This is a genomic window from Brevundimonas sp., assembly GCF_046293315.1.
Lineage (GTDB): Bacteria > Pseudomonadota > Alphaproteobacteria > Caulobacterales > Caulobacteraceae > Brevundimonas.
Map to the genome: position 1 here is coordinate 108,842 of NZ_JBKBPF010000007.1, position 25,426 is coordinate 134,267.

At 70.2% G+C, this 25,426-nt stretch carries 28 protein-coding genes; 12 read left to right on the forward strand and 16 right to left on the reverse strand.

Features of this window, described 5'->3' with window-relative positions; all coding sequences use genetic code 11:
• The first annotated feature begins 17 nt into the window (after positions 1-17).
• Positions 18-1,649, forward strand: coding sequence for a Na/Pi cotransporter family protein (locus ACK4SE_RS08330; protein ID WP_409691068.1), 1,632 nt, complete (start codon positions 18-20; stop codon positions 1,647-1,649).
• Positions 1,650-1,652: 3 nt separating this feature from the next.
• Here ACK4SE_RS08330 and ACK4SE_RS08335 read toward each other — a convergent pair whose 3' ends face one another.
• Positions 1,653-1,847, reverse strand: a complete 195-nt coding sequence (locus tag ACK4SE_RS08335; protein ID WP_409691071.1) for a hypothetical protein — start codon at positions 1,845-1,847, stop codon at positions 1,653-1,655.
• 177 nt (positions 1,848-2,024) lie between these two features.
• The gene (locus ACK4SE_RS08340) at positions 2,025-2,747 is read right to left on the reverse strand and encodes a Crp/Fnr family transcriptional regulator (protein WP_409691074.1); all 723 of its coding nucleotides are present in this window, start codon (positions 2,745-2,747) and stop codon (positions 2,025-2,027) included.
• 163 nt (positions 2,748-2,910) lie between these two features.
• Between ACK4SE_RS08340 and ACK4SE_RS08345 the strand changes: the two genes are divergently transcribed.
• From ACK4SE_RS08345 to ACK4SE_RS08365, 5 genes are all read left to right on the forward strand, one after another.
• Positions 2,911-3,195, forward strand: a complete 285-nt coding sequence (locus tag ACK4SE_RS08345; protein ID WP_409691077.1) for a hypothetical protein — start codon at positions 2,911-2,913, stop codon at positions 3,193-3,195.
• Positions 3,196-3,231: 36 nt separating this feature from the next.
• On the forward strand, positions 3,232-3,633 hold the full coding sequence (locus ACK4SE_RS08350) for a BLUF domain-containing protein (protein WP_409691080.1): 402 nt from the start codon (positions 3,232-3,234) through the stop codon (positions 3,631-3,633).
• A 20-nt stretch (positions 3,634-3,653) separates the two neighbouring features.
• A complete protein-coding gene (locus ACK4SE_RS08355; protein WP_409691082.1) occupies positions 3,654-4,034 on the forward strand; it encodes a response regulator in 381 nt (126 codons plus the stop codon).
• A 327-nt stretch (positions 4,035-4,361) separates the two neighbouring features.
• Positions 4,362-5,144 carry a hypothetical protein gene (locus tag ACK4SE_RS08360; RefSeq protein WP_409691085.1) on the forward strand — a complete coding sequence of 261 codons (783 nt, stop codon included), beginning with the start codon at positions 4,362-4,364 and terminating at the stop codon, positions 5,142-5,144.
• Positions 5,145-5,525: 381 nt separating this feature from the next.
• Positions 5,526-6,392, forward strand: a complete 867-nt coding sequence (locus ACK4SE_RS08365; RefSeq protein WP_409691088.1) for a hypothetical protein — start codon at positions 5,526-5,528, stop codon at positions 6,390-6,392.
• 272 nt (positions 6,393-6,664) lie between these two features.
• On the opposite strand, the gene ACK4SE_RS08370 is transcribed toward ACK4SE_RS08365, so the two are convergent.
• On the reverse strand, positions 6,665-6,958 hold the full coding sequence (locus ACK4SE_RS08370) for a FliM/FliN family flagellar motor switch protein (RefSeq protein ID WP_409691091.1): 294 nt from the start codon (positions 6,956-6,958) through the stop codon (positions 6,665-6,667).
• Positions 6,959-6,989: 31 nt separating this feature from the next.
• Between ACK4SE_RS08370 and lipB the strand changes: the two genes are divergently transcribed.
• Positions 6,990-7,715, forward strand: a complete 726-nt coding sequence (gene lipB, locus ACK4SE_RS08375; protein ID WP_409691094.1) for a lipoyl(octanoyl) transferase LipB — start codon at positions 6,990-6,992, stop codon at positions 7,713-7,715.
• Here the strand turns inward: lipB and ACK4SE_RS08380 are convergent.
• Genes ACK4SE_RS08380 through crcB form a run of 5 tightly spaced genes read right to left on the reverse strand, consistent with a single transcriptional unit; the run spans position 7,699 to position 11,880 of the window.
• Positions 7,699-8,247, reverse strand: a complete 549-nt coding sequence (locus ACK4SE_RS08380) for a hypothetical protein (protein WP_409691244.1) — start codon at positions 8,245-8,247, stop codon at positions 7,699-7,701. The genes lipB and ACK4SE_RS08380 overlap by 17 nt on opposite strands.
• A 44-nt stretch (positions 8,248-8,291) precedes the next feature.
• A complete protein-coding gene (locus tag ACK4SE_RS08385) occupies positions 8,292-8,984 on the reverse strand; it encodes an HAD-IA family hydrolase (RefSeq protein ID WP_409691097.1) in 693 nt (230 codons plus the stop codon).
• Positions 8,981-10,468, reverse strand: coding sequence for a putative 2OG-Fe(II) oxygenase (locus ACK4SE_RS08390; protein ID WP_409691100.1), 1,488 nt, complete (start codon positions 10,466-10,468; stop codon positions 8,981-8,983). The genes ACK4SE_RS08385 and ACK4SE_RS08390 overlap by 4 nt, the downstream gene beginning before the upstream one ends.
• Positions 10,465-11,460 carry an RluA family pseudouridine synthase gene (locus ACK4SE_RS08395; RefSeq protein WP_409691103.1) on the reverse strand — a complete coding sequence of 332 codons (996 nt, stop codon included), beginning with the start codon at positions 11,458-11,460 and terminating at the stop codon, positions 10,465-10,467. Before ACK4SE_RS08395 ends, ACK4SE_RS08390 begins: the two co-directional genes overlap by 4 nt.
• Before the next feature lie 30 nt (positions 11,461-11,490).
• Positions 11,491-11,880 carry a fluoride efflux transporter CrcB gene (gene crcB, locus ACK4SE_RS08400; RefSeq protein WP_409691106.1) on the reverse strand — a complete coding sequence of 130 codons (390 nt, stop codon included), beginning with the start codon at positions 11,878-11,880 and terminating at the stop codon, positions 11,491-11,493.
• Between the two features lie 47 nt (positions 11,881-11,927).
• On the opposite strand from crcB, the gene ACK4SE_RS08405 reads away from it, so the two are divergent.
• Positions 11,928-12,368 carry a DUF2214 family protein gene (locus ACK4SE_RS08405; RefSeq protein ID WP_409691109.1) on the forward strand — a complete coding sequence of 147 codons (441 nt, stop codon included), beginning with the start codon at positions 11,928-11,930 and terminating at the stop codon, positions 12,366-12,368.
• Here ACK4SE_RS08405 and ACK4SE_RS08410 read toward each other — a convergent pair.
• From ACK4SE_RS08410 to ACK4SE_RS08425, 4 genes are read right to left on the reverse strand one after another with little or no spacing between them, the layout of a single operon-like run.
• The gene (locus ACK4SE_RS08410; protein WP_409691112.1) at positions 12,365-13,132 is read right to left on the reverse strand and encodes an ABC transporter ATP-binding protein; all 768 of its coding nucleotides are present in this window, start codon (positions 13,130-13,132) and stop codon (positions 12,365-12,367) included. The two genes, ACK4SE_RS08405 and ACK4SE_RS08410, sit on opposite strands and share 4 nt — an antisense overlap.
• Positions 13,129-14,109, reverse strand: a complete 981-nt coding sequence (locus tag ACK4SE_RS08415; RefSeq protein WP_409691114.1) for a FecCD family ABC transporter permease — start codon at positions 14,107-14,109, stop codon at positions 13,129-13,131. The genes ACK4SE_RS08410 and ACK4SE_RS08415 overlap by 4 nt, the downstream gene beginning before the upstream one ends.
• Positions 14,106-14,924 (reverse strand): ABC transporter substrate-binding protein, encoded by an 819-nt coding sequence (locus tag ACK4SE_RS08420; RefSeq protein ID WP_409691117.1) that lies wholly within the window; start codon positions 14,922-14,924, stop codon positions 14,106-14,108. Before ACK4SE_RS08420 ends, ACK4SE_RS08415 begins: the two co-directional genes overlap by 4 nt.
• A complete protein-coding gene (locus tag ACK4SE_RS08425) occupies positions 14,921-15,556 on the reverse strand; it encodes a TetR/AcrR family transcriptional regulator (protein WP_409691120.1) in 636 nt (211 codons plus the stop codon). Before ACK4SE_RS08425 ends, ACK4SE_RS08420 begins: the two co-directional genes overlap by 4 nt.
• A 104-nt stretch (positions 15,557-15,660) precedes the next feature.
• On the opposite strand from ACK4SE_RS08425, the gene ACK4SE_RS08430 reads away from it, so the two are divergent.
• Genes ACK4SE_RS08430 through ACK4SE_RS08445 form a run of 4 tightly spaced genes read left to right on the forward strand, consistent with a single transcriptional unit; the run spans position 15,661 to position 19,371 of the window.
• Positions 15,661-17,064: a glycosyltransferase family 2 protein gene (locus ACK4SE_RS08430; protein ID WP_409691121.1), complete on the forward strand. Its 1,404-nt coding sequence runs from the start codon at positions 15,661-15,663 to the stop codon at positions 17,062-17,064.
• A 17-nt stretch (positions 17,065-17,081) separates the two neighbouring features.
• The gene (locus tag ACK4SE_RS08435; RefSeq protein ID WP_409691124.1) at positions 17,082-17,975 is read left to right on the forward strand and encodes a class I SAM-dependent methyltransferase; all 894 of its coding nucleotides are present in this window, start codon (positions 17,082-17,084) and stop codon (positions 17,973-17,975) included.
• The gene (locus ACK4SE_RS08440; RefSeq protein WP_409691127.1) at positions 17,972-18,769 is read left to right on the forward strand and encodes a TrmH family RNA methyltransferase; all 798 of its coding nucleotides are present in this window, start codon (positions 17,972-17,974) and stop codon (positions 18,767-18,769) included. Before ACK4SE_RS08435 ends, ACK4SE_RS08440 begins: the two co-directional genes overlap by 4 nt.
• A complete protein-coding gene (locus ACK4SE_RS08445; RefSeq protein WP_409691129.1) occupies positions 18,769-19,371 on the forward strand; it encodes an OsmC family protein in 603 nt (200 codons plus the stop codon). Before ACK4SE_RS08440 ends, ACK4SE_RS08445 begins: the two co-directional genes overlap by 1 nt.
• A gap of 106 nt (positions 19,372-19,477) precedes the next feature.
• On the opposite strand, the gene ACK4SE_RS08450 is transcribed toward ACK4SE_RS08445, so the two are convergent.
• The 4 genes from ACK4SE_RS08450 to ACK4SE_RS08465 all read right to left on the reverse strand — a co-directional run bounded on the left by ACK4SE_RS08450 (position 19,478) and on the right by ACK4SE_RS08465 (position 25,229).
• Positions 19,478-19,738, reverse strand: coding sequence for a hypothetical protein (locus tag ACK4SE_RS08450; protein ID WP_409691132.1), 261 nt, complete (start codon positions 19,736-19,738; stop codon positions 19,478-19,480).
• Between the two features lie 104 nt (positions 19,739-19,842).
• The gene (locus tag ACK4SE_RS08455; RefSeq protein ID WP_409691246.1) at positions 19,843-21,123 is read right to left on the reverse strand and encodes an MFS transporter; all 1,281 of its coding nucleotides are present in this window, start codon (positions 21,121-21,123) and stop codon (positions 19,843-19,845) included.
• 186 nt (positions 21,124-21,309) lie between these two features.
• Complete coding sequence (gene hrpB / locus ACK4SE_RS08460) at positions 21,310-23,745, reverse strand: ATP-dependent helicase HrpB (protein WP_409691134.1); 2,436 nt, start codon at positions 23,743-23,745, stop codon at positions 21,310-21,312.
• Positions 23,746-23,798: 53 nt separating this feature from the next.
• Positions 23,799-25,229: a sodium-dependent transporter gene (locus tag ACK4SE_RS08465; RefSeq protein WP_409691137.1), complete on the reverse strand. Its 1,431-nt coding sequence runs from the start codon at positions 25,227-25,229 to the stop codon at positions 23,799-23,801.
• Between the last annotated feature and the right edge of the window lie 197 nt (positions 25,230-25,426).

A 25,426-nucleotide genomic window follows, 5' to 3' on the forward strand; every position in this document is an offset into this window, starting at 1 on the left:
CGATCGGGTGAGACGTCATGACCCTGAGTGTGTTCGCATCCCTGCTCGGCGGCATCGGCCTGTTCCTGCTCGGCATGTGGCTGATGACCGAAGGGCTGAAGCTGGCGGCCGGCGGCGCCCTGCAGGCGGTTCTGGAGTCCTGGACCCGGTCTGCGCCGCGCGGCTTCCTGGCCGGGGTCCTGATCACCGCCCTGCTGCAATCCTCCAGCGCCGTGACGGTCGCCACCCTGGGCTTCGTCAACGCCGGCCTGCTCAGCCTGGCACAGGCGGTCTGGCTCATCATCGGGGCCAATGTCGGGACCACCATGACCGGCTGGCTGGTGGCCCTGGTGGGCGTGAAGATCGATGTGGCGGCCCTGGCCCTGCCCCTGATCGGCCTGGGCATGCTGGGCCGGCTGGCGTTCCGCGGCCGCTCGCGTCTGTTCGGCGCGGCCCAGGCCATGGCCGGGTTCGGGGCCTTCTTTCTCGGCGTCGGGGTCCTGCAAGGCGGCTTTGCCGACCTCATGGGCGACATGGGGCACCTGTTCACGGGCGACGCCACCTTCACCGCCCTGCTGATCGCCCTGGCTCTGGGCATGCTCGTCACGGTCCTCACCCAGTCCTCCAGCGCCGCCATCGCCCTGGCCCTGACCGCCGCCGCCAGTGGTGAGATCCCCCTGTCCATGGCCGCCATGGCGGTGATCGGCACCAATATCGGCACCACCTCGACGGCGATCCTTGCCGCCCTGAGCGCCACGCCGGCGGCGCGGCGGGTGGCCACCGCCCATGTGATCTTCAACCTGACCGCCGCCACAGGGGCCCTGCTGCTGCTGTCGCCGCTCCTGTGGCTGAGCACCTGGCTGACGGCCGGCTTCAATCCGCAGGCGGAGACGCCCGCGATCCTGGCCATGTTCCACACCCTGTTCAATCTGCTCGGCGCCCTGCTCATGGCCCTGATGGGAACGCGCCTGATCACCTTCCTTCAGCGCCGCTTCGTGTCCGCCGAGGAAAGCCTGGCCCGGCCGAGATATCTCGACCCCACCCTCGCCAAGGTGCCGGACCTGGCCCTGCGCGGACTGGTGCTGGAGGTGGAGCGCATGCGCGAGGCCGCCTTCGCCATGGTCGTCCAGCGGCGGACGGCGAAGGCGGCGGGGCCGGCGACGGACCCGGGCCGGCTTCTGCCTCTGGGGCGGGAAATCCGGACCTTCATCGGCGAGATGAGCGCCGGCCCCCTTCCCGACAGCGTGGCCGACGCCCTGCCCGACGTGATCCGGGCCGTTCAGCATCTGGAGGAGATCGAACGCATGAGCCTGCGGCTGCAGACGGTCCCGGCGGTCATCGCCGCCGCGTCAACGGGCTGGGCGGGCCTGCGTCAGGCGCTGACGGACAGCCTGAACGGGCCCGGTGCGAACGCCGCCGACCTGGAGCCCGCCTGCACCCGCCTGATCGAGACCGCCGAACAGGCCTACCAGCAGGTCAAGACCGACCTGTTGCAGGCCACCGCTCGCGGCGCCCTGCTCGTCGGTCAGCTGGACGACGCCCTGGACCTGGCCGACGCCCTGCGTCGCTGCGCCGAGCTGGCGGCCAAGACCCACCGCCGTCTGGGCCTGTGGGAGGGGCATCCCGACACCGCCCATCAAGAGGCGCAACGTCAGGCTGCGGCGTCCTGAGCGTCAGGACACTCCGTCCGTGGGCGTGAGCGTCGCAATGCGCTCGTCCAGATAGAACACGTGGGCCACGGTGACGCTGCCGTGTTCGGCCATCAGACGCCGCGTTCTCGCCAGGGCCGTTTCGGCGTCGTCCACGAACAGCGGCTCCATGTGCGGAACGGATGACTGCGTGGATTCGATGAAACAGAAATAGGTCATGATGCGCTCCCCGTGTCGAATGCGGGAGTGTGCGGCGTACGGCGCCGATCTCTCTCAAGCCGGCCACGCCAGCGATGACTGACCGTGCCACAAAGCCGCCGCAGGTTATCGAACATAGGTTGCTATCAGGGAATTTAACTGACCGGGGCGAGTCGCACGCGCCAGCTCGTCGCCGTCTCAGGCCCCGCTGCGCAGGCGCCGGTGCAGATAGTTCTCGTCGAATCCGGCGATCCGGATCAGCCGCACCGGATCCTCGATGATCAGGCTGCCCCGCTGCAGCGTCATGGCCCCGCTGGCCCGCAGTTCCTTCACCACCCGGTTCAGATGCACCGGCGTCATGCCCAGCGAGTCCGCCAGCAGCGCCTGCGACAGCGGCAGGGCGAACGGCGGCTCCAGCGTCAGCCCCACGTTGCGCGCCCGCAGGTACAGCTCGCACATCAGGTGCGCCACGCGCTCGATGCTGGCCCGCCTTCCCATGCTGGTGATCCACGCCCGCATGGTGCCTTCATCGATGAGCTGGCCCCGGTACATCGCCTTGGCGATCCCCCGGTGCTCGAACATCATGTCGTCCATGACCATCCGGTCGATGGTGGCCACCACCGCCGGCGTGATGGTCTGGATGCTGTGGTCCATGGCCGCCAGCAGGCCCACGTGCAGGTCGCAGGAATCCCCCGGCATTAGATAGGCCAGCACCTGCCGCGCCCCGTTGGGCAGGATCTTGTAGCGACAGGCCCAGCCTTCCAGCACCACGAACACCGGGCCGGGGCGGTCGCCCTCGCGGATCAGGTCGTGCTTGGCGGCGTACTTCACGGGATCCGCGGTCGCGGCCTCGAGCACGGCGACCTCACTGGGCGAAAGGCTGGCAAAACCGCTCAGCTTGTCGATGAAACGGTTGCTCATGCCGGAACCATCCCATGCCTTGCAGCCTCTAGATATTGATGAAAGTTATAGTTCAATGTTGATCTAGGTGATAGCCGAGGGGCTACGCTCCACGATATCTCTGCCCCGTGAGCTTGTTCAGAGCTCCGCCGGTCAGAACCGCGCCCGATCCGGAGTAGCCTGCATGCCGTCCGACAGTTCCAACGATAACGGTGAGCGGCATGCCTCGGGCGGCCCCGACGCCCACGGTCACGCCGCCCTGCTGCTGGTGGAAAGCCTGATCCACGGCCTGATCGCCCGCAAGGTGATCACCGTGCGCGACGCCGTCGAGTGCGTGGAGGTGGCCGCCGAGGCGGAGACCGAGATCCAGGCCGAGCGCCATGCCACGCCCGGGTCGCAGCGCCAGTCCGCCGCCATCCTCGGCGCCATCGGCGCCAGCCTCAGCTACGACCTGCCGGAGGACGTCTGAGTGGCCTCCCCGGCGCAAAACCCCCTCTGGCGCGTCGTGTACAGAAGCGACTCCTGCATCGCCCACGCGGACACCGAAAGCCTCGATGACATCTTCCGCGTGTCGGTCACCAACAACCGGCGCGAAGGCATCACCGGGTGCCTGGCCCTGCCCGACGGCAAGTTCGTCCAGGTGATCGAAGGGATCCGCTCCAAGGTGGACGCCCTCGTCGACCGGATCCGGGCGGATGTCCGGCACCGGAACCTGACGGTTCTCGGCGAATGGCCCATCCAGAATCGCCTGTTCACCGGCTGGGCCATGGCGCGCCCCGATCCCACCCCCCTGAAGGATCAATCCTTCCGGATCATCACCGAGACCGGCAGCGGCGCCCAGGTCACCGGCATCCTGTCGGAGCTGACCGAGCAGACCGAGTCCCTGTTCCGCGCCGGGTCATGGTGACCGATGACCGGACCCCCGCCTTGACCGGTTCCCCCGCCTGCATCCTCATCGCCGAGGACGAAGGCCTGATCGCCGGCCTCATCGAGATGACCCTCGAGGATGAGGGCCTGACCACCAGCGTCACCTGTTCCGGCCGCGAGGCCACGGCCACGATCCGGGCGGACCCCACCGGCTTCCAGGTCCTGGTCACCGACATCCGGCTCGGCGAGCCGCCCGACGGCTGGGGCGTCGCCGACGCGGCCCGCGCGGCCAACCCCGCCATCGGCGTGATCTACATCACCGGCGACAGCATGGCCGACTGGCGCGCCCGGGGCGTCGCCCGCAGCATCCTCATCCCCAAGCCCTTCCTGCCGTCCCAGATCGTCACCGCCGTGCAGACCCTCCTCGACCAGGCCGCCTGATCGCAGGGGCCTCCAGCCGCCGGACCTCGAGGCATGAAGCCATCAGAAAGCGGACCTGCACGAGGTCCGCTTTCTGATGGGCCGGGAAGCAGTCATTCGCCACCAGTCCTGACCGAGACACCAAAGGCCGGTGCCGCGGCGGCATCTTGCTGGTCTCTGGCGACCTTGGCGGGGCTCCTGACTCACACAGAGACTTGTGAAAAAACTGCCGACTGACAAAATTTGCCATTTCACATATGCCGCTTTGCACTTGTTATATTGGAGTTTTTTCGGCGCTTCGGATGGAACGGGCCTTGCATCAGGTCCGGGCGACGCAGGGAGGCTGTGATGCAGATCAGTTCATCAGGCTACCAGAACCCAGTCCATGGATTGGCTCCAGCAGCCCGTTCGGCGGCCGTCGCGGCCCCCGGAGCCGCCCCCGAGGCGTCGACCGTCGCTGGCCAGCAACCGTCGCTGTTCAGCGGCGGCCAGTTCGTCGGCGTGACCCGGCTCACCGCGCCCGAAACCTTGGCCGCATTGTTTCAGTTGAACGACGACGGGTCCGTGAAGCTGAGTGACCTCGGCGCGCCGGTGATGAAAAAGGGCGTAACCATCCAGACGCCTCAGGACGACATGGCGAAATTTCTCGCTTTGGGCTCGCCCGACACATGGAGCGCGTCGGACCGGGACGCCGCATCCAGGCTGTCCCTTGTCACCGAGAGCGACAAGGCGATGTTCCGTGAGATCACAGGCTACAACCTGTTCATCAGCGGCCCCGCGGCGCTCATTCTTGATGATGAGGGCAACGCTCCCTCCGCCGCCGATCGAGAGACCGCTGAAGAATTATTCGCGCGCATGCAGTTCGCGAGAGAGAGCGGCGTCGAGATCGACGCGGAGTGGTTCAGCGGCATTTCGAAGGACATCGCGAAAGCCGGCGGACCAACCTTCCCGGCTGACTGGGCCGCCCAGGCCGATGACTGGTTTGACGATCATTTTGCGGCTCGTAGAGAGAACGCCGACCGAGTCCCGGCGCCAGCGCTCGACAACAAATCGCAGCGCGCCTCCGTCGATGCTTACGTCAGCGCTGCAAACTTGAGAGAGATCAGACCTCAGTCGCAGACGCATGTGTGACGATTGATGCAATCAAGCAGATCTCCAGAAGGGTTCGATAGTCATCTCCTTCTCCCCTTGTGGGTGGAGAAGAACACCAGCGGCGTTCGACGACGGGTGTCATGCGGAGCATGACGGATGAGGGGTGACTCCCGGTGGCAGCCGGTTCGCTCTGGATCGTCCTGAAGCCCGCTGACCGGGCCCTGTCGGACAGGGGGTGCTTTCCCCCTCATCCGACCCGAGCGCCGCCGGCGGTCGCCTCCACCCTCAAAAGCAGACGGAAAACTGCCCCGTTCATCCCGCACTTTCCGGCGCCAATGCCAGGGCCTGCAAGGGTTCGGCGCCGCGAAACCCTGTTTTTCGCCTCACGCTTCCGGGGCGCCGGATAATGGCGGGATGAGCATGACCGTCGTTCCCCCCGCCCCGCCCGGCCGCCTGACCGGAGACTCCCGCCGCTGGACCGCCGCCCGTGAGGAGTATCTGGCCGGCGCCACAGCCGAGGCCGTCTGCCGCCGCCACGACCTGCGCCTGTCCACCTTCCGCCGCTACCTGCAGGAAGGCGGCTGGCGTCGCATGGACCAGCCGGAGCCGGAAGCGCCGGCGCCAGAGCCCCCGCCGGCGCAGGACGGCCTCCTTGTCATCCCCGAAGCGCCGCAGGCGCTATCGGGGACGGAGGCCGCACCCCTCACCGCCACGCAGATGGTCGACAAATGCTGGGCCCACGTCCAGGCCGCCGTCGCCGCCGGCCGCCTGATCGAGGCCCGCGGCTGGCTGCGCCTCTACAAGGACCTCAAGCCCATCGCCCGCTTTGAGGAGATCGAGGCCCGCGAAGCCCGCATGGAGCGCGAGGCGACGGAACGCCGCGAGGCGGAGGCGGCGCAAATCGCCGGGGATCGCCTTGTCATCCCGCAAGCGCCGCAGGTGCTGTCCGGGACCCCGTTGCACTGTTTTTCGGCGTCGGAGTCTCACGAACCGCCCCGCGCAGACGACGAGCCCATCGACGACCCCGCCGCCGTCGCCGACGCCGCCACGCCCATCTCCACAAGCGATCTCGTACGCCTCGCCGCCCGGATCGCAGCCATCAGCCAGCAGGTGGAACAGGCCGTTCACACGGGGACCATGAGACTCCCGTTGCACTCTTTTTCACCCGAAGAGTCTCACGACAGGCCGGTCGATGACCTCGATCAGGCGATGCGCGACATCCAGACCGAAATCCTCAGCCTCAAGGGCTCGGAGCCGCTCTCGGACGTCCTCTCGGGCGCCCCGTGAGACTCTCGTTGCACTGTTTTTCGCGCGGAGAGTCTCACCATCGCCACCCGGCTCGTCCCTTGTCATCCCGAAAGCGCCGCAGGCGCTATCCGGGACGGGACGGGACCCAAAACCCTCCACGGCCCGGACGGCGCCCCGCGACGATCCGGGCCAAGGGCTCCGTCGCCCTTCGCCCGGCTCACCGCTTCGCTACGGCCGGGATGACATAAAGAGGGGCTCTCCGCTTCGCTACGGCCGGGATGACAAGGGACCGATTCGCGACAGGGCAGCCGCTACGCCGCGCCCGCCATATAGTCGTACAGGTCCGCCGGGCGGGTCACCGTGATGGCGATGCGGTCTTCGTTGATGGTGATCTCGCCGCGCGCCACGGGGTGGTTGTTGGCCAGGATCCAGACCTCGTCATACTCCCCGGCGTCCAGCGGGATCACCGCGCCCCGGCCCATACGCAACAGCTGCGCCATCGGCAGCACGGAGCGACCGAGCACCACGGAGATCTCGACATTGACGGATTCGATCTGGCTCATCGGGTGTACTGACGCGGTTACCGGGGTGGTCTGGTCTTGCATGGCTGCCCCCTGCCGCCACATTGGACCGATCATGCTTTCCCAGCCGTTAAGTTCCCCGCCCGATCTGGCCCGTCTGCGTCGCGATGACGGGCGGCCGGTCCAGTGGGTCACAGCCCCCGCCCCCGTGCCCTATGAGGAGGCCGTGGCCTTCATGGAGGACCGGGTCGCCGCCATCCACGCAGGCGGGGCCGAGGAGCGGGTCTGGCTGCTGGAGCATCCGCCCCTCTACACCGGCGGGGTCTCGGCGAAGTCGGACGACCTGATCGACGCCCGCTTCCCGGTATTCCAGACCGGGCGCGGCGGCCAGTACACCTATCACGGCCCCGGCCAGCGGGTGGCCTATGTGATGCTGGACCTGAACCGGCGGGGCCGCGACGTGCGCGCCTTCGTGCGCGGGCTCGAGCAGTGGATCATCGGCGCCCTGGCCGCCTTCAATGTGGAGGCGGACGTGCGCGACGGCCGCGTCGGGGTCTGGGTCGAGCGCCGCTTCGTGGGCGACGACGGGACGCCCCAGGCCCGCGAGGACAAGATCGCCGCCATCGGGGTCAAGGTGCGCCGCTGGGTCAGCTTCCACGGGATCAGCCTGAACGTGGAGCCGGACCTGAGCCACTTCGACGGCATCGTCCCCTGCGGCATCCGCGAGCACGGCGTCACCAGCCTCGCTGATCTGGGCCTGATCGCCGGCATGGACGACGCCGACGCCGCCCTGAAGGCGAGCTTCGAGCGGGTGTTCGGGCCGGTCAGCCCCGGGGCGTGAACCAGCTGGGCGCCGCGGGCGGGGCGCAGTTGCGCTGCATGCCCATGCCTTTCAGAAACGCCCGGCGCTGCAGCCCGGCCTGGATGGCGGCCTGCACCTGCTGGCTGTGCTGCTCGGCCCCGCTCAGCCGCCGCACCCAGCTGCGCAGGGGGATGAAGTCGGTGGCGGTGTCGCGGATGGCGTCAAGGGTGGCCGAGGCCGCCGCGTCCGCCGCGATCTCGCTGTTCAGCGACCCGTTCTGGGGCCTGGGCTCATCCAGATCGGGCCCAAGGGCGTCGTCCAGCCGCCGGACCTCGGCGGCGATGGTCGGGCAACGCTCCATGTTGCGCATGTCATAGGGCGCCGACTGGGCCTGCAGCAGCACCGTGGGGATGGCGTCGCGGCGCAGGTTCAGGTCTTCCAGCGGGGCGGTGGCGGCGTCGGCGAAGCCGTCGCGGACGGTCTGGACGCCGCCTCCGGCCGACTGGGTGGCGGCGCAGGCGCCCAGGGTCAGGGCCGAAAAGCAGATCGCGGAAACGGTCAAGGTTTTCATCATGGGGCTGTAACGCATTTCCGGCGACTTGGTTGTGGAAATTGTCACGCCGCCCGGCGTGTGCCCGCGAACCGGTCAAGTGCCTGTTCCAGCGCAGGAAAGTCCTCGGCCACATGGACCGCCCCGGACGCCGTCACCTCATCCGCCGTGTGAAACCCCCAGGCCACCCCTTGCGGCCGGACCCCGGCGTTCAGCGCCATGCGCATGTCATGGCTGGTGTCGCCGATCATCACCGTACGCTCCGGCGCGCCGCCGCAGACCGCCATGGCCCGGACCAGCATGGCCGGGTCGGGCTTGCCCGGCCCGTCCTCGGCGCAGTGGCTGCTCAGGAACAGGTCAGCCCAGCCCGCCCGGGCCAGGTTCCTCTCCACACCCCGCCGCGACTGCCCGGTGGCCAGCGACAGCCGCCAGCCGTCCCGGCTCAGCCGATCCAGCAGGTCCATGGCCCCGGGATAGAGCGGCTCCTCGAACCCGGGCCGGTCGTGCATGGCCCGAAACGCGCCCTGATAGGCCGCCACGAACTCGGCCAGTTCGCCTTCCGTCAGGTCCGGGGCCAGCTGGCGCAGGGCCTCGTGCAGCGACAGCCCGACGATCTGGCGCACCGCCTCATAGCCCGGCTCGGCCAGCCCCACGGCCCGCGCCGCCGTCGTCGCCGCCTCGAGGATCGCCGCGCGGCTGTCCACCAGGGTCCCGTCGATGTCGAACACCGCCAGCGGCGCGTCGCCCGCCCGCCTCATGCGGGGACCACGTCGAAGGCGATGGTCAGCCGGGTCTGGTCCCCCGAGAAGGGCACGGTCCCATGCCACATGTAGGAGGGGAACAGCGCCAGCAGCCCCGGCTCCGGCTTCACATGGTGCTCCGGCTCCAGCCGCGGCTGCGTCGGCGCCCCGGGTTGACCGAACTTCAGCCAGCCTTCCTTGCCGTCCCCATGCACCGCCGCGGGCACCTCGATGTAGCACGCCGACGACAGCCAGCCCTCGCCGTGGAAATGGTCGGCGTGAAACCCGTTCGGGCGCAGCTGCACCGACCACGCCCCGCCGATGCGATAGTCGCCGGTATTCCTGCGCCGCAGTGGGTCGTCGCCGTCGCCCAGCGCCGCGATGTAGCGCCGGATCGGCCCGTCGATGGCCTTGAAGAAAGCCCGGATGACCGGCTCCTCGCTGAGCGTCAGGTCCGCCGTGGTCTGGGTGCCGTGGCGCAGCGACTGGTCCAGCGGGTGGGTCTTCAGGCGGTGAAGGGCCCGCAGCGCCGGCGCCAGGTCCGCCAGATAGGCGGCCAAGCCGGGCCAGCCCTCCGGCGTGTCGATCACCGAGGCCAGCACCATCCGGTCATAGTCATAGAGGTTCGCGACCCGGGCGTCGCCCAGCAGCCGCCACGCCGCCGCCCGCAGCGCGATCAGTTGCTGGTCCAGCGGGCTCGCCGCCAGCAGGGGCTCCAGCAGCCGGTCCGCTTCCGCCGCCGCGCCGGACGCCAGCAGGGCCTCCACCAGCCCGCAGGCCGCGGCCTGATCGCCCGGCGCCAGCCGCACCGCCTCCCGCGCATGACCCACCGCCATGGGCGGATCGAAATGCACGGCCGCGCGCGCCGCGGCGTTGCAGGCCGGCCCGTCCATGGGTCCGTCCGTGGCCGCGGCATAGGCCGCACGCGGGTCCCCCGCGTATTCCAGAATCCGGCTCTTCAGCGCCCGCAAGGCGCCGGCCGGCGTATGGATCAGCGCCGCATCGATCCGCGCGCAGGCGGCCGCCGGGTCCCCGGTCTGCATCCAGGTCAGCTGGGCGTCGTCGCGCAGGGCGTCCAGATAGGTCGGCCGGCGCCGGATCGCCTCGCCGAAGGCCTTCGACGCCTCCTCCAGCCGACCCTGCGCCTGCAGCGCCCGGGCCAGAACCAGCCATGTTTCGGGCGCGTCGCCACCTTTGGAGAAGGCGGCCATGGCCGAGCGCTCCGCGTCGGCGAACCGCCCCATGTCCCCCAGCGCCGACGCCAGATTGTGCTCCGCCACCATACTCCCGGGTTTGCGATCCCTCAGCCGGCGACGGACCGCCGCCCGTTCCTCGTGACGCCCCTGCCGCTGCAGGATCACCGCATGCAGATCCAGCGCCGCGTCCGGCGCATGCTGCAAGCGGACCATATCCAGCAGCAGCGCCTCGGCATCCGCCAGCCGACCTGCGCCGGCCAGATCACGAGCGCGGGCCAGGGTTTCGCTGATCCCCTCCGGCGTCATCGGATGCGCTTGACCCCGGCGAAGGGGTCCTGCTCCGCCTCGTCCTCCGAGAAGCCGAAGTGGGCGAAGCCGGCCTTCATCTCGGGGCTCAGGGGCGCCTCCACGATCAGCTTGCCGCCGCCGGGATGATCCAGCTCGATGCGCCGCGCATGCAGTTGCAGCTTCAGCGGCCCCGACAATTCGTTCGACGCCTCGTCCCCGTATTTGGGATCGCCGAGGATCGGATGCCCCATGGCCTTCATGTGCGCCCGCAACTGGTGGGTCCGCCCGGTGAAGGGCCGCAGCGCCATCCAGCTGGCCCGGTGCGCCGCCCGGCTGATGGTGGCGAAGGCGGTCTCCGCCGGCTCGGCCCCATGCTCCTTGGGATCGGCGGGGCGCATGATCTCGAAATCGTTGATGCCCGACTTCTTCAGCGCCAGATCGATCTGTCCGGCCCCCGGCTTGGGCGCGCCCATGACGATGGCCCAATAGGTCTTCTTGGCCTGACGCCGGGCGAAGGCGCCCGACAGCCGCTTGGCCGCCTCTGGTCCCTTGCCCAGCAGCAGGACGCCGGAGGTGTCCCGGTCCAGCCGGTGCACCAGCCGGGGCCGCTCCAGCCCCTCGCCCCAGGCCGACAGCAGCCGGTCCACATGCTTGGTGGTCTTGGTGCCGCCCTGCACCGCCAGCCCGGCGGGCTTGTTCAGGGCGATGACCATGTCGTCCTCGAACAGCACCAGCGAGCGGGCGTAGGCCACGTCCCGGTCGCTCAGGGTCGGCCGCTCGCCCGGGATCTTCTCGACCGGATCGGGGATCGGCGGCACCCGCACGGCGGCGCCCGCCGTCAGCCGGTCCTCCGGCCTGGCGCGCGATCCATCCACGCGGATCTGGCCCGACCGGGCCATCTTCTGCACCTGCACATGGGACAGGTGCGGCCAGCGCCGCTTGAACCAGCGGTCCAGACGGATGCCGTCCTCGGCCTCGGCCACATACAGGGTTTTCACTTCACGGCTCATGGCCGCCTTATAAGCCGTCGCGCGCGCCGGCTACCAGAGGCGCCGGGCGATCATCAGTCCCGCGAACAGGGCCGCCACCGACAACACCACCGACAGGCCCACATAGGCCGCCGCCAGCCCCAGCTGGCGCCGCTCGATCAACAGGGCGATCTCCAGCGAGAAGGCGGAAAAGGTCGTGAAACCGCCCAGCAGGCCCACGCCCAGCAACAGGCGCAGCCGCTCATGGTCCACGCCCGCCCCGGCCCTCAGCGCGATCCAGCCCGCCAGCAGGCCCATCAGCAGCCCGCCCACGACATTGATCGTCAGGGTGCCCACCGGCCACGCCAGACCCGGCCCCAGCCGTATGACCGCCAGACCCAAGGCGTAACGCGCCATGGCCCCCGCTGCGCCCCCTGCCGCTACCAACAGAAATCGTGTCATGTAGCCAACCTATGCTGTTTCCAACGCGCCCGTGAAGGAGTTTCCTCATGCTGGATCTGACCCTCGCCATCCTGCACCACATCCTTGTCTTCGGCCTCGTGGCCATGGTCATGGCTGAAAGAGTCCTGCTGCGCGCGACGCCCGTGAACGTGGACCGGCTGGCCCGTCTGGACGCTGGCGTCGGCGCCGCCGCCATGCTGGTGCTGATCGTCGGCGTCTGCCGGGTGATCTGGGGCGGCAAGGGCTGGGAGTTCTATGAGACGAATCCCTTCTTCTGGGCCAAGATTCTCACCTTCGGCCTGATCGCCGCCGCCTCCATCATCCCCACGCGCCGGTTCATGACCTGGCGCCGCGCCCGCAAGATCGACCCAGGCTTCCAGCCTGATCCAGGCGATGTGGTGAAAGTTCGTCGCTGCCTGGACGTCGAGACGCTTCTGTTGCTGCCGCTGCTGGCCTTCGCCGCCGCCATGGCGCGCTGGCCGTTCTAACCCGCAGGCTTTCCCAGACGCCAGGTGCTGAGCACCGGCCCCTGGGCCGTCTCCAGCCAGCGTCCGCCGACGCCGAACACCGCCTGGAGCACAGCCGGGGCCAGCGCCTCGCGCGGCGGGCCGTCGGCGGCGATGCGACCGTGGTCGATCACCACCACCCGGTCCGCATAGCGCGCGGCCAGCGACAGATCGTGCAGGCTGACCAGCACCGCCGCTCCCGCCTCGGCCCGGCTGCGCAGCACCTCCATCACCAGCAGCTGGGCGTCCGGGTCCAGACCCGCCGCTGGTTCGTCGGCCATCAGGGCCGGCGCCCCTGTGGTCAGAAACCGCGCGAACAGCACCCGCGCCCGCTCGCCGCCCGACATCTCGGCCACGCCGCGCGCGGCCAGATCGCCCGCGTCGATCTCCATCAAGGCCTCCAGCGCCCGGTCCCGGGCCTCGCCGCCCGAGAGGAACGGCGCGCCCAGGGCGGCCACCTCCACCGCCGGCATGTTCCAGGCGATGCGGCGGTCCTGCGGCAGCCAGGCCGCCCGCTGCGCCCGCTCGCGCGCGCTCAGATGCGCCAGCGGCAGGCCGTCCAGCCGCGCCTCGCCCGCCTCCAGCGGCAGCACCCCCGCCAGCGCCCGGATCACGCTGGTCTTGCCCGCCCCGTTGGGCCCGGTCAGGGCCACAACCTCGCCCGGCAGCACATGCAGATCGACGCCGGACAGCACCGCGCGCCGGTCCAGCCGCGCCGTGGCGCCGCTCAGGGACAGGGCGCTCACAGCCGCCACTCCCGCGCCGCACGCCAGGCGATCAGGGCGAACAGCGGCGCCCCCACCAGCGCGGTGAACACCCCCAGCTTCAGTTCCTGATCCGTCGGCGTCACCCGCGCCGCCAGATCGGCCAGCACGAGGATCAGCCCCCCCGCCAGCGCGGCGGGCAACAGCACCCGCCCGGGATCGCCCCGCACCGCCCGGCGCACCAGATGCGGCGCCGCCAGCCCCACGAAGCCGATCACCCCTGCCACCGCCGTGGCCGCCCCGGCCGCCAGCGCCGCCGCGATCAGGGCCGCCGTGCGCACCCGCCCCATGGACAGGCCCGAGGCCGCCGCCGTCTCGTCGCCCAGGGTCAGCATGCGCAGACCCGAGGCCGCGAACGCCGCCAGCACGCCCGAGATCAGCACCAGCGGCGTGACCCAGGCCACGTCCGCCCAGCTGCGGTTCTGCACCGAGCCCAGCAGCCAGTTCATCACCTCGGCCGAGGCGATGGGCGACGGCGAGAGATTGAAGATCAGGGCCGTGACGGCGCCGGCGAAACTGGACAGGGCCACGCCGAACAGGATCAGCGCTTCGGGCGCCCGCACCCTGGCCGCGAAGATCACCAGCGCCGCTCCGGCCAGACCCGCGCCGATCAGGGCGGACACCTCCACCACCCCCGGCAAGGCCGCCCCGCCCATGACGATGGCCAGGGCCGCCCCCAGCGCCGCCGCAGCCGAAACCCCCAGCACGCCGGGGTCGGCCAGCGGATTGCGCAGCAGCCCCTGCAGCACCGCCCCCGACAGCCCCAGGGCGGCGCCCACCATCAGGGCGCAGGCGATGCGCGGCGCCCGCACCTGCCACAGCACTTCCGCCTCCACCGACGCCGGATCGGCGAAGGCGGCGCGGTACTGGTCAGGGCTCAGGCTGACTTCGCCGAAGGTCAGGGCCAGCGCCGCCGCCGCCATGATCGCCAGAAGCAGAAAGAGGCTCAGACGAGTCATGGCCGGGACGCCCTCGCCGCCTGCGCCGCCAGGGTTTCGGCCGCCTCGGCTGCGAACCAGGCCGGGCACCCCATGACCGCTGCGGGCAACCGGGTGACAGTGCGCTCGCCCATCAGCCGCCGCAGGGCCGGATGCCGCCCCGGCCCCCGCCAGTCGGCCCGCACCTGGTCATAAAAGGCCAGGACGAAGCGGGCCGGCGGCTCCAGCAGCAGCCGCTCCACGCTCACCGGCGCGAAAAACGGGCTGGGCGACAGCGATCGCAGCCCCGCCGCGCGGAACACCGCCCCCACCATCGTCCGGTCCCCCGCCGTGAAGCCGCCCGCCGTCATGTACAGCGCCGACCCCGACGCCCTCGCGCTGGCGGCCCGCGCCAGTCTCTCATCCATGTCGGCGACCAGCAGGCGGCCCTGATCCTCGCGGCCCAGCACCCCGGCCACGCGCCGCACATTGGCGCGCACGCCGTCAAAGTCCGTGGCGTCGTCGATGCCCGCGATGGTGACGCCGCCCCGCTCCAGCGCCGCCAGCAGGCGCGGCTCGCCGCCCCAGTAACGGATCACCACGTCCGGTCGCGCCACCAGCGCCGCCTCCAGGGTCGGACGAACCCGGGCATGGCCCGCAGCCTGCGCTCCCATGCGGGAATCCGGATCGTCCGCGCGCGGCGACAGGAACAGCCGGTCGTCCGGTCCCGACAGGGCCAGGGCGTACTGGTCCGCGCACTGGTCCAGCGACAGGATGCGCAGCCCCTCGGCGCGCACGCCGCCGGCCCACAGGAGAGCCAGCCCCAGGATCAGCGCCGCCCCCCCGAGCCGCGTCATCGCTTCAGCACGCTCTCGAACAGGGCGTCCAGCATGGCCCCGATCAGGTCATCCTGACCGGCCCAGTCGAAATAGGGCTTGGTGATGATCAGCGAGATGACGCCGTGAACCCCCGCCCACAGGATCTGTCCCGTGACGGCCGGATCCTGCTTCAACCGATCCGTGGCGCGGGCTTCCTCGATCATCACGGCGAAGGACCGGTAAAGCCCCGCGCCCAGCTCCCGCGCCACGTCTTCGGCGCCGCTGCGCGCCTCCTCGGGCCGGGTCATGTAGATCAGGCGATAGGCGTTGGGGTTCTGCAGGCCGAACTGGGCATAGGCTTCCATCATCCGCCGCATCCTCACCTCCACGGGGGCGGCCTCGACCTCGATCTGGGCCGTCAGGGCGGTGAGTTGCGCAAAGGCGCCCCGGCAGATCTCGGCCAGGATCTCGCTCTTGTCGCGAAAGTGCATGTACAGGGCCGTGGACGACAGCCCCACCTCGTCGGCGATCTTGCGGATCGTGGCGCCCTCATAGCCGCACTCCACGAACAGGCGCTCGGCGGCCTCAAGGATTTCAGCCCGGCGCTCGTGGCCCTCGCCCTTGGGCTTGCGTCCGGCGCGCGGCGCAGCGGCGGTGATCGACTCTGCCAAGATGGGCCCTCGCGCCGGAAACAGGAGCCGTCTGAATAGCGGCATTTGACCCGCCGCGCCAACCGGGCCTTTGTAGTCGCGGGAGACATGGGCGGGGGCCTGCCATGCACGATGGATCGGACCAGCCGCCGGTGATCGGGCCGTCCATGGCGTTGAGCGCCCGGCGACGCGGGCTCGACGCCGGTCAGGGGATCGCCGCCGCGGCGTGCCTGGGGATCCTTGCGCTGTCGTTGCTGACCGCGCCCCGCCTTGCGGCCCTGGGTCTTATGCACGGCTTCTGGCTGCTGTTCCTGATCGCCGCCCTGTGGCGCGTCGCGGCCGTGGCGATCAGCAGGCTGCCCGCCGCCCTGCCCGCCCCGCCACCGGACCTGCCCCCCTACGCCGTCATCGCCGCCCTCAGGCACGAGGCGGCCATGGCGCCCCAGCTCGTGGACCGGCTGTCCCGGCTCGACTATCCGGCGGACCGGCTGCGCGGCTTTCTGGTCATCGAGGCGGACGACGGGGACACCATCGCCGCCGCCCGCGCCTGCCCGCGCCCCGACTGGCTGTCGGTGCTCGTCGCCCCGCCCGGCGACCCCATGACCAAGCCCCGCGCCCTGAACGTCGCCCTCAGCCGGATCGGCGAGGGGCTGGTCACCGTCTACGACGCCGAGGACGAGCCCGATCCCGGCCAGCTCCGCGAGGCGGCCGCCCGGTTCGCATCCGGGGGTGCCCGCCTGGCGTGTCTGCAAGCGCCCCTGCGCATTCGCCCGCCCGCCGATCCCGCCCGGCGGCGCCCGTTTCTGGACCGCCAGTTCGCCGCTGAGTATGCGGCCCTGTTCGAGGTGATCCTGCCCGCCATGGCGCGCCTCGGCCTGCCTTTCCCCCTGGGCGGCACCAGCAATCATTTCAGGGTCGACGTCCTGCGTCAGATCGGCGGCTGGGATCCATGGAACGTCACCGAGGACGCCGACCTGGGCTTTCGCCTGTGGCGCTGCGGCTGGCGGCTGGGCGTGATGTCCGCCCCCACCTGGGAGACGCCGCCGGGCGGCCTGGACGCCTGGCTGCCCCAGCGCGCGCGCTGGCTGAAGGGGTTCATGCAAACCTGGCTGGTGCATATGCGCCGCCCTCTGGCGCTGGGCTGGCGCGGCCTGCTCAGCCTGCACCTGACCCTCGGCGTCGCCCTGGTGTCGGCCGCGGTGCATGCCTTCGCCCTGATGCTGGTGGTGGCCCTGTCCCTGGGCGCCCTCAGCGCCGGGCTGTGGCCCGCCGCGCCGCCCATGGCGCTGCTGGTGCTGGTTGTCGGGGCCGCCTCCAGCTGGCTCGCCGCCCGGGTCGGGTCCCGGCGCGCCGGCATGACCTACAGCCTCAGCGACATGCTGGCCGCGCCGCTCTACTGGTCCATGCTCAGCCTCGCCTTCGCCCACGCCCTGTGGCGTCTGATCCGCCAGCCCTTCGCCTGGGACAAGACCCCGCACACGCCCGACGATCCCGGCGACCATCACCGGACTGGACGACAGGCCGCCTGACGGCCTAATCGCTGTCCATGGCCCCCCTTATTGCTCCGACCCCCGAAACCCTGCGCACCACGGGCTGGTCCGACTACGCCCTGATCGACAGCGGCGACGGCAAGAAGCTGGAGCGCTACGGCCGCTTCACCGTGGTCCGCCCCGAGCCCCAGTGCTTCTGGAAGCCCGCCCGGCCCGACCTGTGGGACAAGGCCGACGCCGTGTTCGATCCCGAGGGCGACGACGAGGACGGCCGCTGGAGCTTCCGCGACAAGGCCATCGACCTGTTTCCGCTGGCGTGGAACCAGGTGCGCTTCAACAGCCGCTTCACCCCCTTCCGCCATCTGGCCTTCTTCCCCGAGCAGGCGGCCAACTGGGAATGGCTGGACGGGCGGGTGCGGAAACTCGCCAAACCCAGAATCCTCAACCTCTTCGGCTACACCGGCGTGGCCAGCCTGGCCTGTTCGGCGGCGGGCGCCGAGGTCACCCATGTGGACGCCTCCAAGAAGTCGGTGAACTGGGCCCGCGAGAACGCCGCCCTGTCCGGCCTCGAGGACCGCCCCATCCGCTGGATCGTCGAGGACGCCCGCAAATATGTGGCCCGCGAGGTGCGGCGCGGCTCCAAATATCACGGCGTCATCCTCGACCCGCCCAAGTACGGGCGCGGCCCCACCGGCGAGGTCTGGCGGCTGTTCGAGGACCTGCCGCAGCTGGTGCACGACTGCGCCGCCCTGCTGGCCGCCGACGCCTCGTTCCTGCTGCTGAACGCCTACGCCGCGCGCATCTCGGGCCTGTCGCTGGCCCATCTGACCGCCGAGGCCACGGCGGGGCGCGGCGGCGTCATCGACTGGGGCGAACTGGCGCTTGTGGAACAGGGCGACCGCGGCGCCGAGATCGGCCTCAGCTTCTTCTCGCGGTGGAGCGCCTCTTGAACGAACGGGTCATCACTTCCCTGACCAATCCCACGGTCAAGGCCATCCGCGCCCTGCACGCCCGCAAGGGTCGCGACGAGTCCGGCCTGTTCCTGGCCGAGGGCTTGAAGTTCATCGGCGAGGCGCTGGATCTGGACCGGGCGCCGCGCACCCTGCTGGTGGGTCAGGACGCCCGCCCCCACCCCCTGCTGGACCGCGCCGTCAAGGCCACCACGGCAAACGGTGGCGAGATCATCACCGTCAACCGCGCCATCCTCGAAAAGGTCTCCCGCAAGGAAAACCCCCAGACGGTTCTGGGGGTTTTCCAGCAGGTCTTCACCCCGCTGGACACGCTCAACCCCCGCTCATCCCCCGCCTGGGTGGCGCTGGAGCAGGTGCGTGATCCCGGCAATCTGGGGACCATCATTCGAACGTGTGATGCGGCGGGCGCCGGCGGCGTCATCCTCATCGACGACTGCTGCGACCCCTATTCGGTGGAGGCCGTGCGCGCCACCATGGGCTCGGTCTTCGCGGTCAGCGTGACGAAGACCACCACCGACGCCTTCCTGGCCTGGCGCGAGACCTGGCCCGGCAGCGTCATCGGCACCCGGCTGGACGCGACCCACGACTACCGCGCCGCCCCGGTGGAGCACCCCGCCCTGATCCTGATGGGCAACGAACAGGCGGGCCTCACCGACCGCCTCGCCGCCGCCTGCGACGTCAATGTGAAAATCCCCATGCGCGGCCGGGCCGACAGCCTGAACCTGGCCATCGCCACGGGGATCATGGTCTATGCCGCAACCGAGGGAGTCTGATGTCCAGCCACACCCTGACCGTGCTCTGGGAAAACCAGAACGAGCCCTTCACCGACAACCGCTATAGCCGCGCCCACCGCTGGGTGTTCGACGGCGGGGTCGAGGTGGTCGCCTCCTCCTCCCCCTCGGTGGTGCCCCTCCCCATGTCGCTGGAAGCGGCCGTGGACCCCGAGGAGGCCTTCATCGCCGCCCTCTCCAGCTGCCACATGCTGTGGTTCCTGGCCCTCACGGCCAAGGCCGGCTTCAAGGTCCTGCGCTACGAGGACCAGCCCGAAGGCCATGTGGGCAAGAACGATCAGGGCAAGCTGTCCGTCACCGTCGTCACCCTGCGCCCCGCCGTGACCTTCGAGGGCGACGCCCCCACGACCGAGCAGCTGGACGCCCTGCACCACGACGCCCACGAGCACTGCTTCATCGCCCACTCGGTGAAGACCGAGGTGCGCTGCGAACCGCGTCAGGCGGCCGCCTGGGTTGAGAACCCTCACCTGAACTCATGCCTGCGTCATCGCCGGGCTTGTCCCGGCGATCCATACGCTCCGACAGAGCAAGGCCAGCACGGAACGTCTCGTGCGTATGGAGTCCCGCCACAAGGGCGGGACTGACGGGTTCAGGAGTATGAGTCCCCGACCTGGGTCAGGTCATGAATTACGCAAGGCGACCTGCAGAACCGCAGACGCCGCGAACCGCCGCAATGGGTGGGCAGCGAACCTATTCGATCCGGTTCGCAATGTAGGTGCGGTAGCGTCGCTCCACCGCTGTTCCGATCATATACAGCACCAGTCCGACCAGAATGAACGCAGCTCCCCCAGCCAGATTAACCGCTAACAGCTTCATGTCATTAGACCGCAGGAGCCACGGCAGATTGCTCGCTGTGATGATGACAGAGGCGACCGCGAAGACCACGCCGAACCACCGCATCCAAGCGATGATGAACAGATAGTAGTTCTGGATCGGGGTTGGCTTTGCCATTCCGAGAATGTGAACGACCCATCGGCGGATGCCAACGCCCGCAAGGGGACGTGAGCACGCATTAGCGTGCTCCTTGTCAGCGAACCCTCGGCGTCAGCTCTTCATCAATCCGCATCCCGCATCCTCGCCATCCCCCAGAACGCCAGCGCCGAGATCACTCCCGCGCCCGCCAGATAATAGCCCACATAGGCCAGTCCCCAGGTCCCGGCGAGCCATGTGGCGATATAGGGCGCCAGCGACGCGCCCACGATCCCCGCCATATTGAAGGTCATGGACGCCCCGGTGTAGCGCACCGCCGTGGGGAACGGATCGGACAGGGCCGCGCCCAGCGGTCCGTAGGTGAAGCCCATCAGGCCGAACCCCAGCATGAAGAAGATCAGCACGCTCGTCAGGTCGCCCGACCCGAACAGCGGCGCCAGCACGAGGCCGAACACGGCGATGGCCAGCGAGGTCCACATCAGGGTCGGCCGCCGCCCCACCCGGTCCGCCAGCAGCGCCGAGATCGGGATCATCAGGCCGAAGAACAGCACCCCGAACAGCTGGATCGGCAGGAACTCGCCGCGCGTATAGCCCATCGCCGTGGTCGCCCAGCCGAGGGTGAACACGGTCATCAGATAGAACAGGACGAAGGTGGCCGTCGCCGCCAGCGTCCCCAGCACCAGCGACGTCTTGTGCCGGGCCAGCAGCGACAGCGCCGGCGCCCTCACCCGCTCCTGCCGGTCGATGGCCGTCTGGAACGCCGGCGTCTCGGTGATCTTCAGCCGCACCCACAGCCCCACCCCCACCAGCACCGCGCTGGCGATGAACGGGATGCGCCAGCCCCAGGCCAGGAACTGGTCCTCGGCCAGCACCGACGTCAGCACGATGAACGACCCCGTCGACAGGATGAAGCCGATGGGCGCGCCCAGTTGCGGGAACATGCCGTACCAGGCCTTCTTGCCCGGGGGTGCGTTCTCGGTGGCCAGCAACACCGCCCCGCCCCACTCGCCGCCCAGCCCCAGCCCCTGTCCGAACCGGCAGATGGCCAGCAGCAGCGGCGCGATCACCCCGGCGGCCTGATAGGTGGGCAACAGGCCGATGGCCACCGTGGACACGCCCATGGTCATCAGCGCCGCCACCAGCGTCGCCTTGCGCCCGATCCGGTCGCCGAAATGGCCGAAGACGATGGCCCCCACCGGCCGCGCGAAGAAGGCGATGGAGAAGGTGGCGAAGGACGCCAGCATGGCCGTCGTCGGGTCGCTGCCCGGGAAGAACAGCGTCGGAAACACCAGCACCGCCGCCGTGGCGTAGATGTAAAAATCGAAGAACTCGATGGTGGTGCCGATCAGGCTGGCGAACAGCACCCGGCGCTTCTCGGCCCCGGTCGGCAAGGCGGCTGTGGTCACGGTCATCTCCCCCCGTTGAATCCTGAAACTAGGGCGTCGGAACGCACAGGGAAATCGGAAATATGCCTACGTCATTCCCCGGCTTGACCGGGGAATCCAGAGTCACCGAACGGTCCCGGCGCGCACGGTCAGGCCGGTGTATCTGGACCCTCCGGTCAAGCCGGAGGGTGACGGTGTGCAGAACAGCTATCTCGGCTTGACCCGGTTCGTCGGGTCCGCATTGGCCGGGTCCTCGGGCCAGGGATGCTTCGGATAGCGCCCGCGCATGTCGGCGCGCACATCGGCCCACGACCCGGCCCAAAACCCCGGCAGGTCCTTCGTCACCTGGATCGGCCGCCGCGCCGGCGACAGCAGGGCCAGGGTCAGGGGCGTGCGGTCGCCCCCCACCACCGGATGGGTCTTCATCCCGAACAGCTCCTGCACCCGCACCTCGACCCGCGGCCCGCCCTCGGCGGCGTAGTCGATGGCCGCCCCGGTCCCCAGCGGGGTGGTGAACCGCTCCGGCGCCTCGGCCTCGATCCGCCGGTGCAGGTCCCACGGGATCAGCCCGCGCAGGGCGTCATGCAGCGCCCCCGCCTGCACCCCCTTCAGCGACGAGACCTGATCCAGCAATGGCGCCAGCCAGTCCGCCCGCGCCGCCCACAGGGCGTCATCCGACACGTCCGGCCAGCTGTCGTCCCGCGCCCGCAGGAACGCCAGCCGCGACCGCAGCCCCCGCGCCGCCTCGCCCCACGGCAGGATGTCCAGCCCGCCCCGCTCCACCTCGCCCATCAGGGCCGCCGTCAGGGTCGCCCGGTCCGGCGCGCCCAGATTGGCCTCGGCCACCGTCAGGGCCCCCAGCCGCGTCACCCGGCGCACCTCCCGGCGGCCCGACGGGGCGGCGATCAGCCGGTCCTCGACGCTCAGCAGCCGCGCGAAATCCTCGGCGAGGGTCTCCCCGTCCAGCGGCGCGGCCAGCCGGATGCGGTCCCGCGCATCGCGCCCCCCGCCCAGCTCGCCCACCGCCAGCCATGTATGCCGCGCCAGCGCATCGGTCGGCTCCACGAACGCCCCGCGCTCGGACGCCAGCTGATACTCCCCCGGCTTGCCCCGCGCCTTCGCAATGCGGTCCGGAAACGCCTCGGCCAGCAGCCGTCCCGGCGAAACCTCCCCGCCTTTTCGGCCGCCCCCAGCCGCCCGGGCCCAGCGGTCCGCCAGCGCCCGCGCATCCCTGGCCCGCGACGACCCGTCCCGCTCCAGCCGCCGCAGCCGCTCGCCCAGATCCGCATCGTCCCCGCCCAGCCCCGGCTCGCTGAGCAGGGCCGCCACGCGCGCGGCGGTCAGGGCGTCGCCCTCGTCGGCCCCGAACGCCGTCATGTGGGCCAGTCGCGGCGACAGGGGGATAGCGGCGATGCGCTCCCCGTGCGGGGTCAGGCCGCCCGCCTCGTCCAGCGCCCCCAGCCGGGTCAGCACCGCCCGCGCCTCCGCGAACGCCCCCGCCGGCGGCGGGTCCAGCAGGGCCAGATCATCCACCGACCGCGCGCCCCACCGCGCCAGATCCAGCGCGAAGCCGGTCAGGTCCGCCTCCAGAATCTCCGGCCGCTGATGGGGCATGAGGCCCCGGGTCTGTTCGGCGTCCCACAGGCGGTAACAGACCCCCGGCTCGGTCCGGCCCGCCCGCCCGCGCCGCTGGTCCGCCGATGAGCGGCTGACCGGGACGGTGGCCAGTCGCGTCAGGCCGCTGGCCGGGTCAAACCGCGGCACCCGCGACAGCCCGGCGTCGATCACCACCCGCACCCCCTGAATGGTCAGGCTGGTCTCGGCGATGGCGGTGGCCAGCACGATCTTGCGCACGCCGTCGGGCGCCGGCTCGATGGCCCGGTCCTGATCCCGCCGGTCCAGCGCCCCGTACAGCGGCGCCAGAATGAGCCGGTCGTTCTCCAGCGGCGCCAGCCGCTCATGCACCCGCCGGATCTCCCCCTGCCCCGGCAGGAACACCAGCATCGATCCGGTCTCTTCACTCAGGGCCAGCCGCACCGCCCGCGCCACGGCGTCCTCGATCCGCTCGGCCGGATTGCGGCCCGGATAGCGGGTCTCCACCGGGAACATCCGCCCCTGCGACTCGATCACCGGCGCGTCGTCCAGCAGCGCCGCGATCCCCACCTGATCCAGCGTCGCCGACATCACCAGCAGCCGCAGGTCGTCGCGCAGCAACCCCTGCGCCTCGCGCGCCAGCGCCAGCCCCAGATCGGCGTCCAGACTGCGTTCGTGGAACTCGTCGAACAGCACCGCCCCGATCCCCTCCAGCCCGGGATCGGACAGGATCATGCGTGTGAACACGCCCTCGGTGATGACCTCGATGCGGGTGGCGGCGCTGACCTTCGTCTGGGCCCGGGTCCGGTAGCCCACGGTCTGGCCCGCCGGTTCGCCCAGCGTCTGCGCCATACGCTCGGCCGCCGCCCGCGCCGCCAGCCGCCGGGGCTCCAGCACCAGCACCTTGCGCCCGTCCAGCCACGGCTGGTCCAGCAGCGCCAGCGGCACCACCGTGGTCTTGCCCGCGCCCGGCGGCGCCGACAGAACCACCGCATTGCGCGCGGCCAGCGCCGCCTTCAGCGGCTCGAGAACCTCATGGATGGGCAGCATGGGCCGTCCCTACACGCGGATTGCGCCGCGCGACAGACGGCCCGTCGCCGACCTCAGCCCAGCAGGCCGGGGAACAGGCCGATCACCAGGATCGCGGCCACCGCCAGCGGGCAGAGCCAGGCGATCAGGAACCGCCAGGTGACCAGCACCGGCCCGGACAGCCCCGTCTCGGCGTTGACCAGCTTGCGGTCCGCGAACCAGCCGATGAAGATCGCCGTGATCAGGCCCGACAGGGGCAGGAACAGCCGCGAGGTGATGCCGTCGATGGCGTCGAACCAGCCCGCGTTCTCGAAGCCCGGCACGAACGCGATGGGCCGCTGATCCGCCAGGAGGTTGAACGACAGGGCCGACAGCAGGCCGATCAGGAACACGAGAATCCCCATCAGCACCGCCGCCTTGAAGCGCGTCATGCGGAACTTCTCGATGACCCACGAGACCGAAATCTCGAGCAGCGACACCGACGACGTCAGGGCCGCGAAGAAGGCCAGCAGGAAGAACAGGAAGCCCACGATCGCTCCGCCCGGCATGGCGTGGAAGGCCGCCGGCAGGGTCTGGAACATCAGGGTCGGGCCGGCGTTCGGCTCCAGCCCGACGCTGAACACGATCGGGAAGATGGCCAGGCCGGCGATGATGGCCACCCCGGAGTCGGCGAAGGCGATGATGCCGGAGGTGGAGCCCAGATTGGTGTCCCGCGACGCATAGGCCCCGTAGGCGATCATGGCGCCGCCACCCAGGCTCAGCGAGAAGAACGCCTGCCCCAGGGCCGCGCTCAGCACGCCCGGCTGCAGGGCCCGTTCGAAGTCCGGGGTGAACAGGAAGGTCAGGGCCGCGCCGAAATCACCGGTGATCGCCGCATAGACCGTAATGGCCAGCAACAGGATGAAGAAGGCGGGCATCAGCCAGACCGCCGCCGCCTCGATCCCGCCCTTGACCCCGCGCGCCACGATCAGGGTGGTGGCGGCCATGAACAGGAACTGCAGCCCGATCAGCAGGGCCGGATTGGCGAACAGGTTCGGCATCAGGGTGCGGATGTAATCCACCGACTCGGTCGCATAGGCGCCCGCCAGCGGCTGCCCCCCGGCGATGGCCCCCAGCAGGTCCGCCCCGCTGGTGTAGACGAAATAGAGCACCCAGCCGGCGACCACGCCGTAGAAGGTCAGGATCAGGGTGTTGGCGATCAGGCCGACGACGGCCAGGGCGCTCCACGCCGGGCTCGCGCCGGACTGGCGCGCCAGATAGGCCGCGCTGGCGATGGTCGAGCGCTGGCCGTGGCGACCGATCAGGGTCTCGGACAGCAACAGCGGCGCCGCGATCAGGGCCACGAACAGGATGTAGAAGAAGACGAAGGCCCCGCCCCCGTTCATCCCGGCCTCGGTCGGAAAGCGCCAGAGGTTGCCCAGCCCCACGGCGGACCCGGTGGCGGCCAGCACGAAGGCGGCGCGCGAGGACCAGCGGGCCTGACCCGGCGGCGTCGTTGCGATCATCTTGATTCCCGTTCCCTGCGGCGCCGCATCCCCACGAGCGCGCCCTGTTGTTTCGCCGGACCTTACGGAGCGGCCCCGGTGAATCAAGGCTTTCCGGACCAGCGATCGCCTCGCAGTAGAAAAGGAACAGCGTTCGTAAATGACGATTGCGTGAACACGGGACCCGATCTAGCGTCTCCGTCCAGCGCGAACGGCGT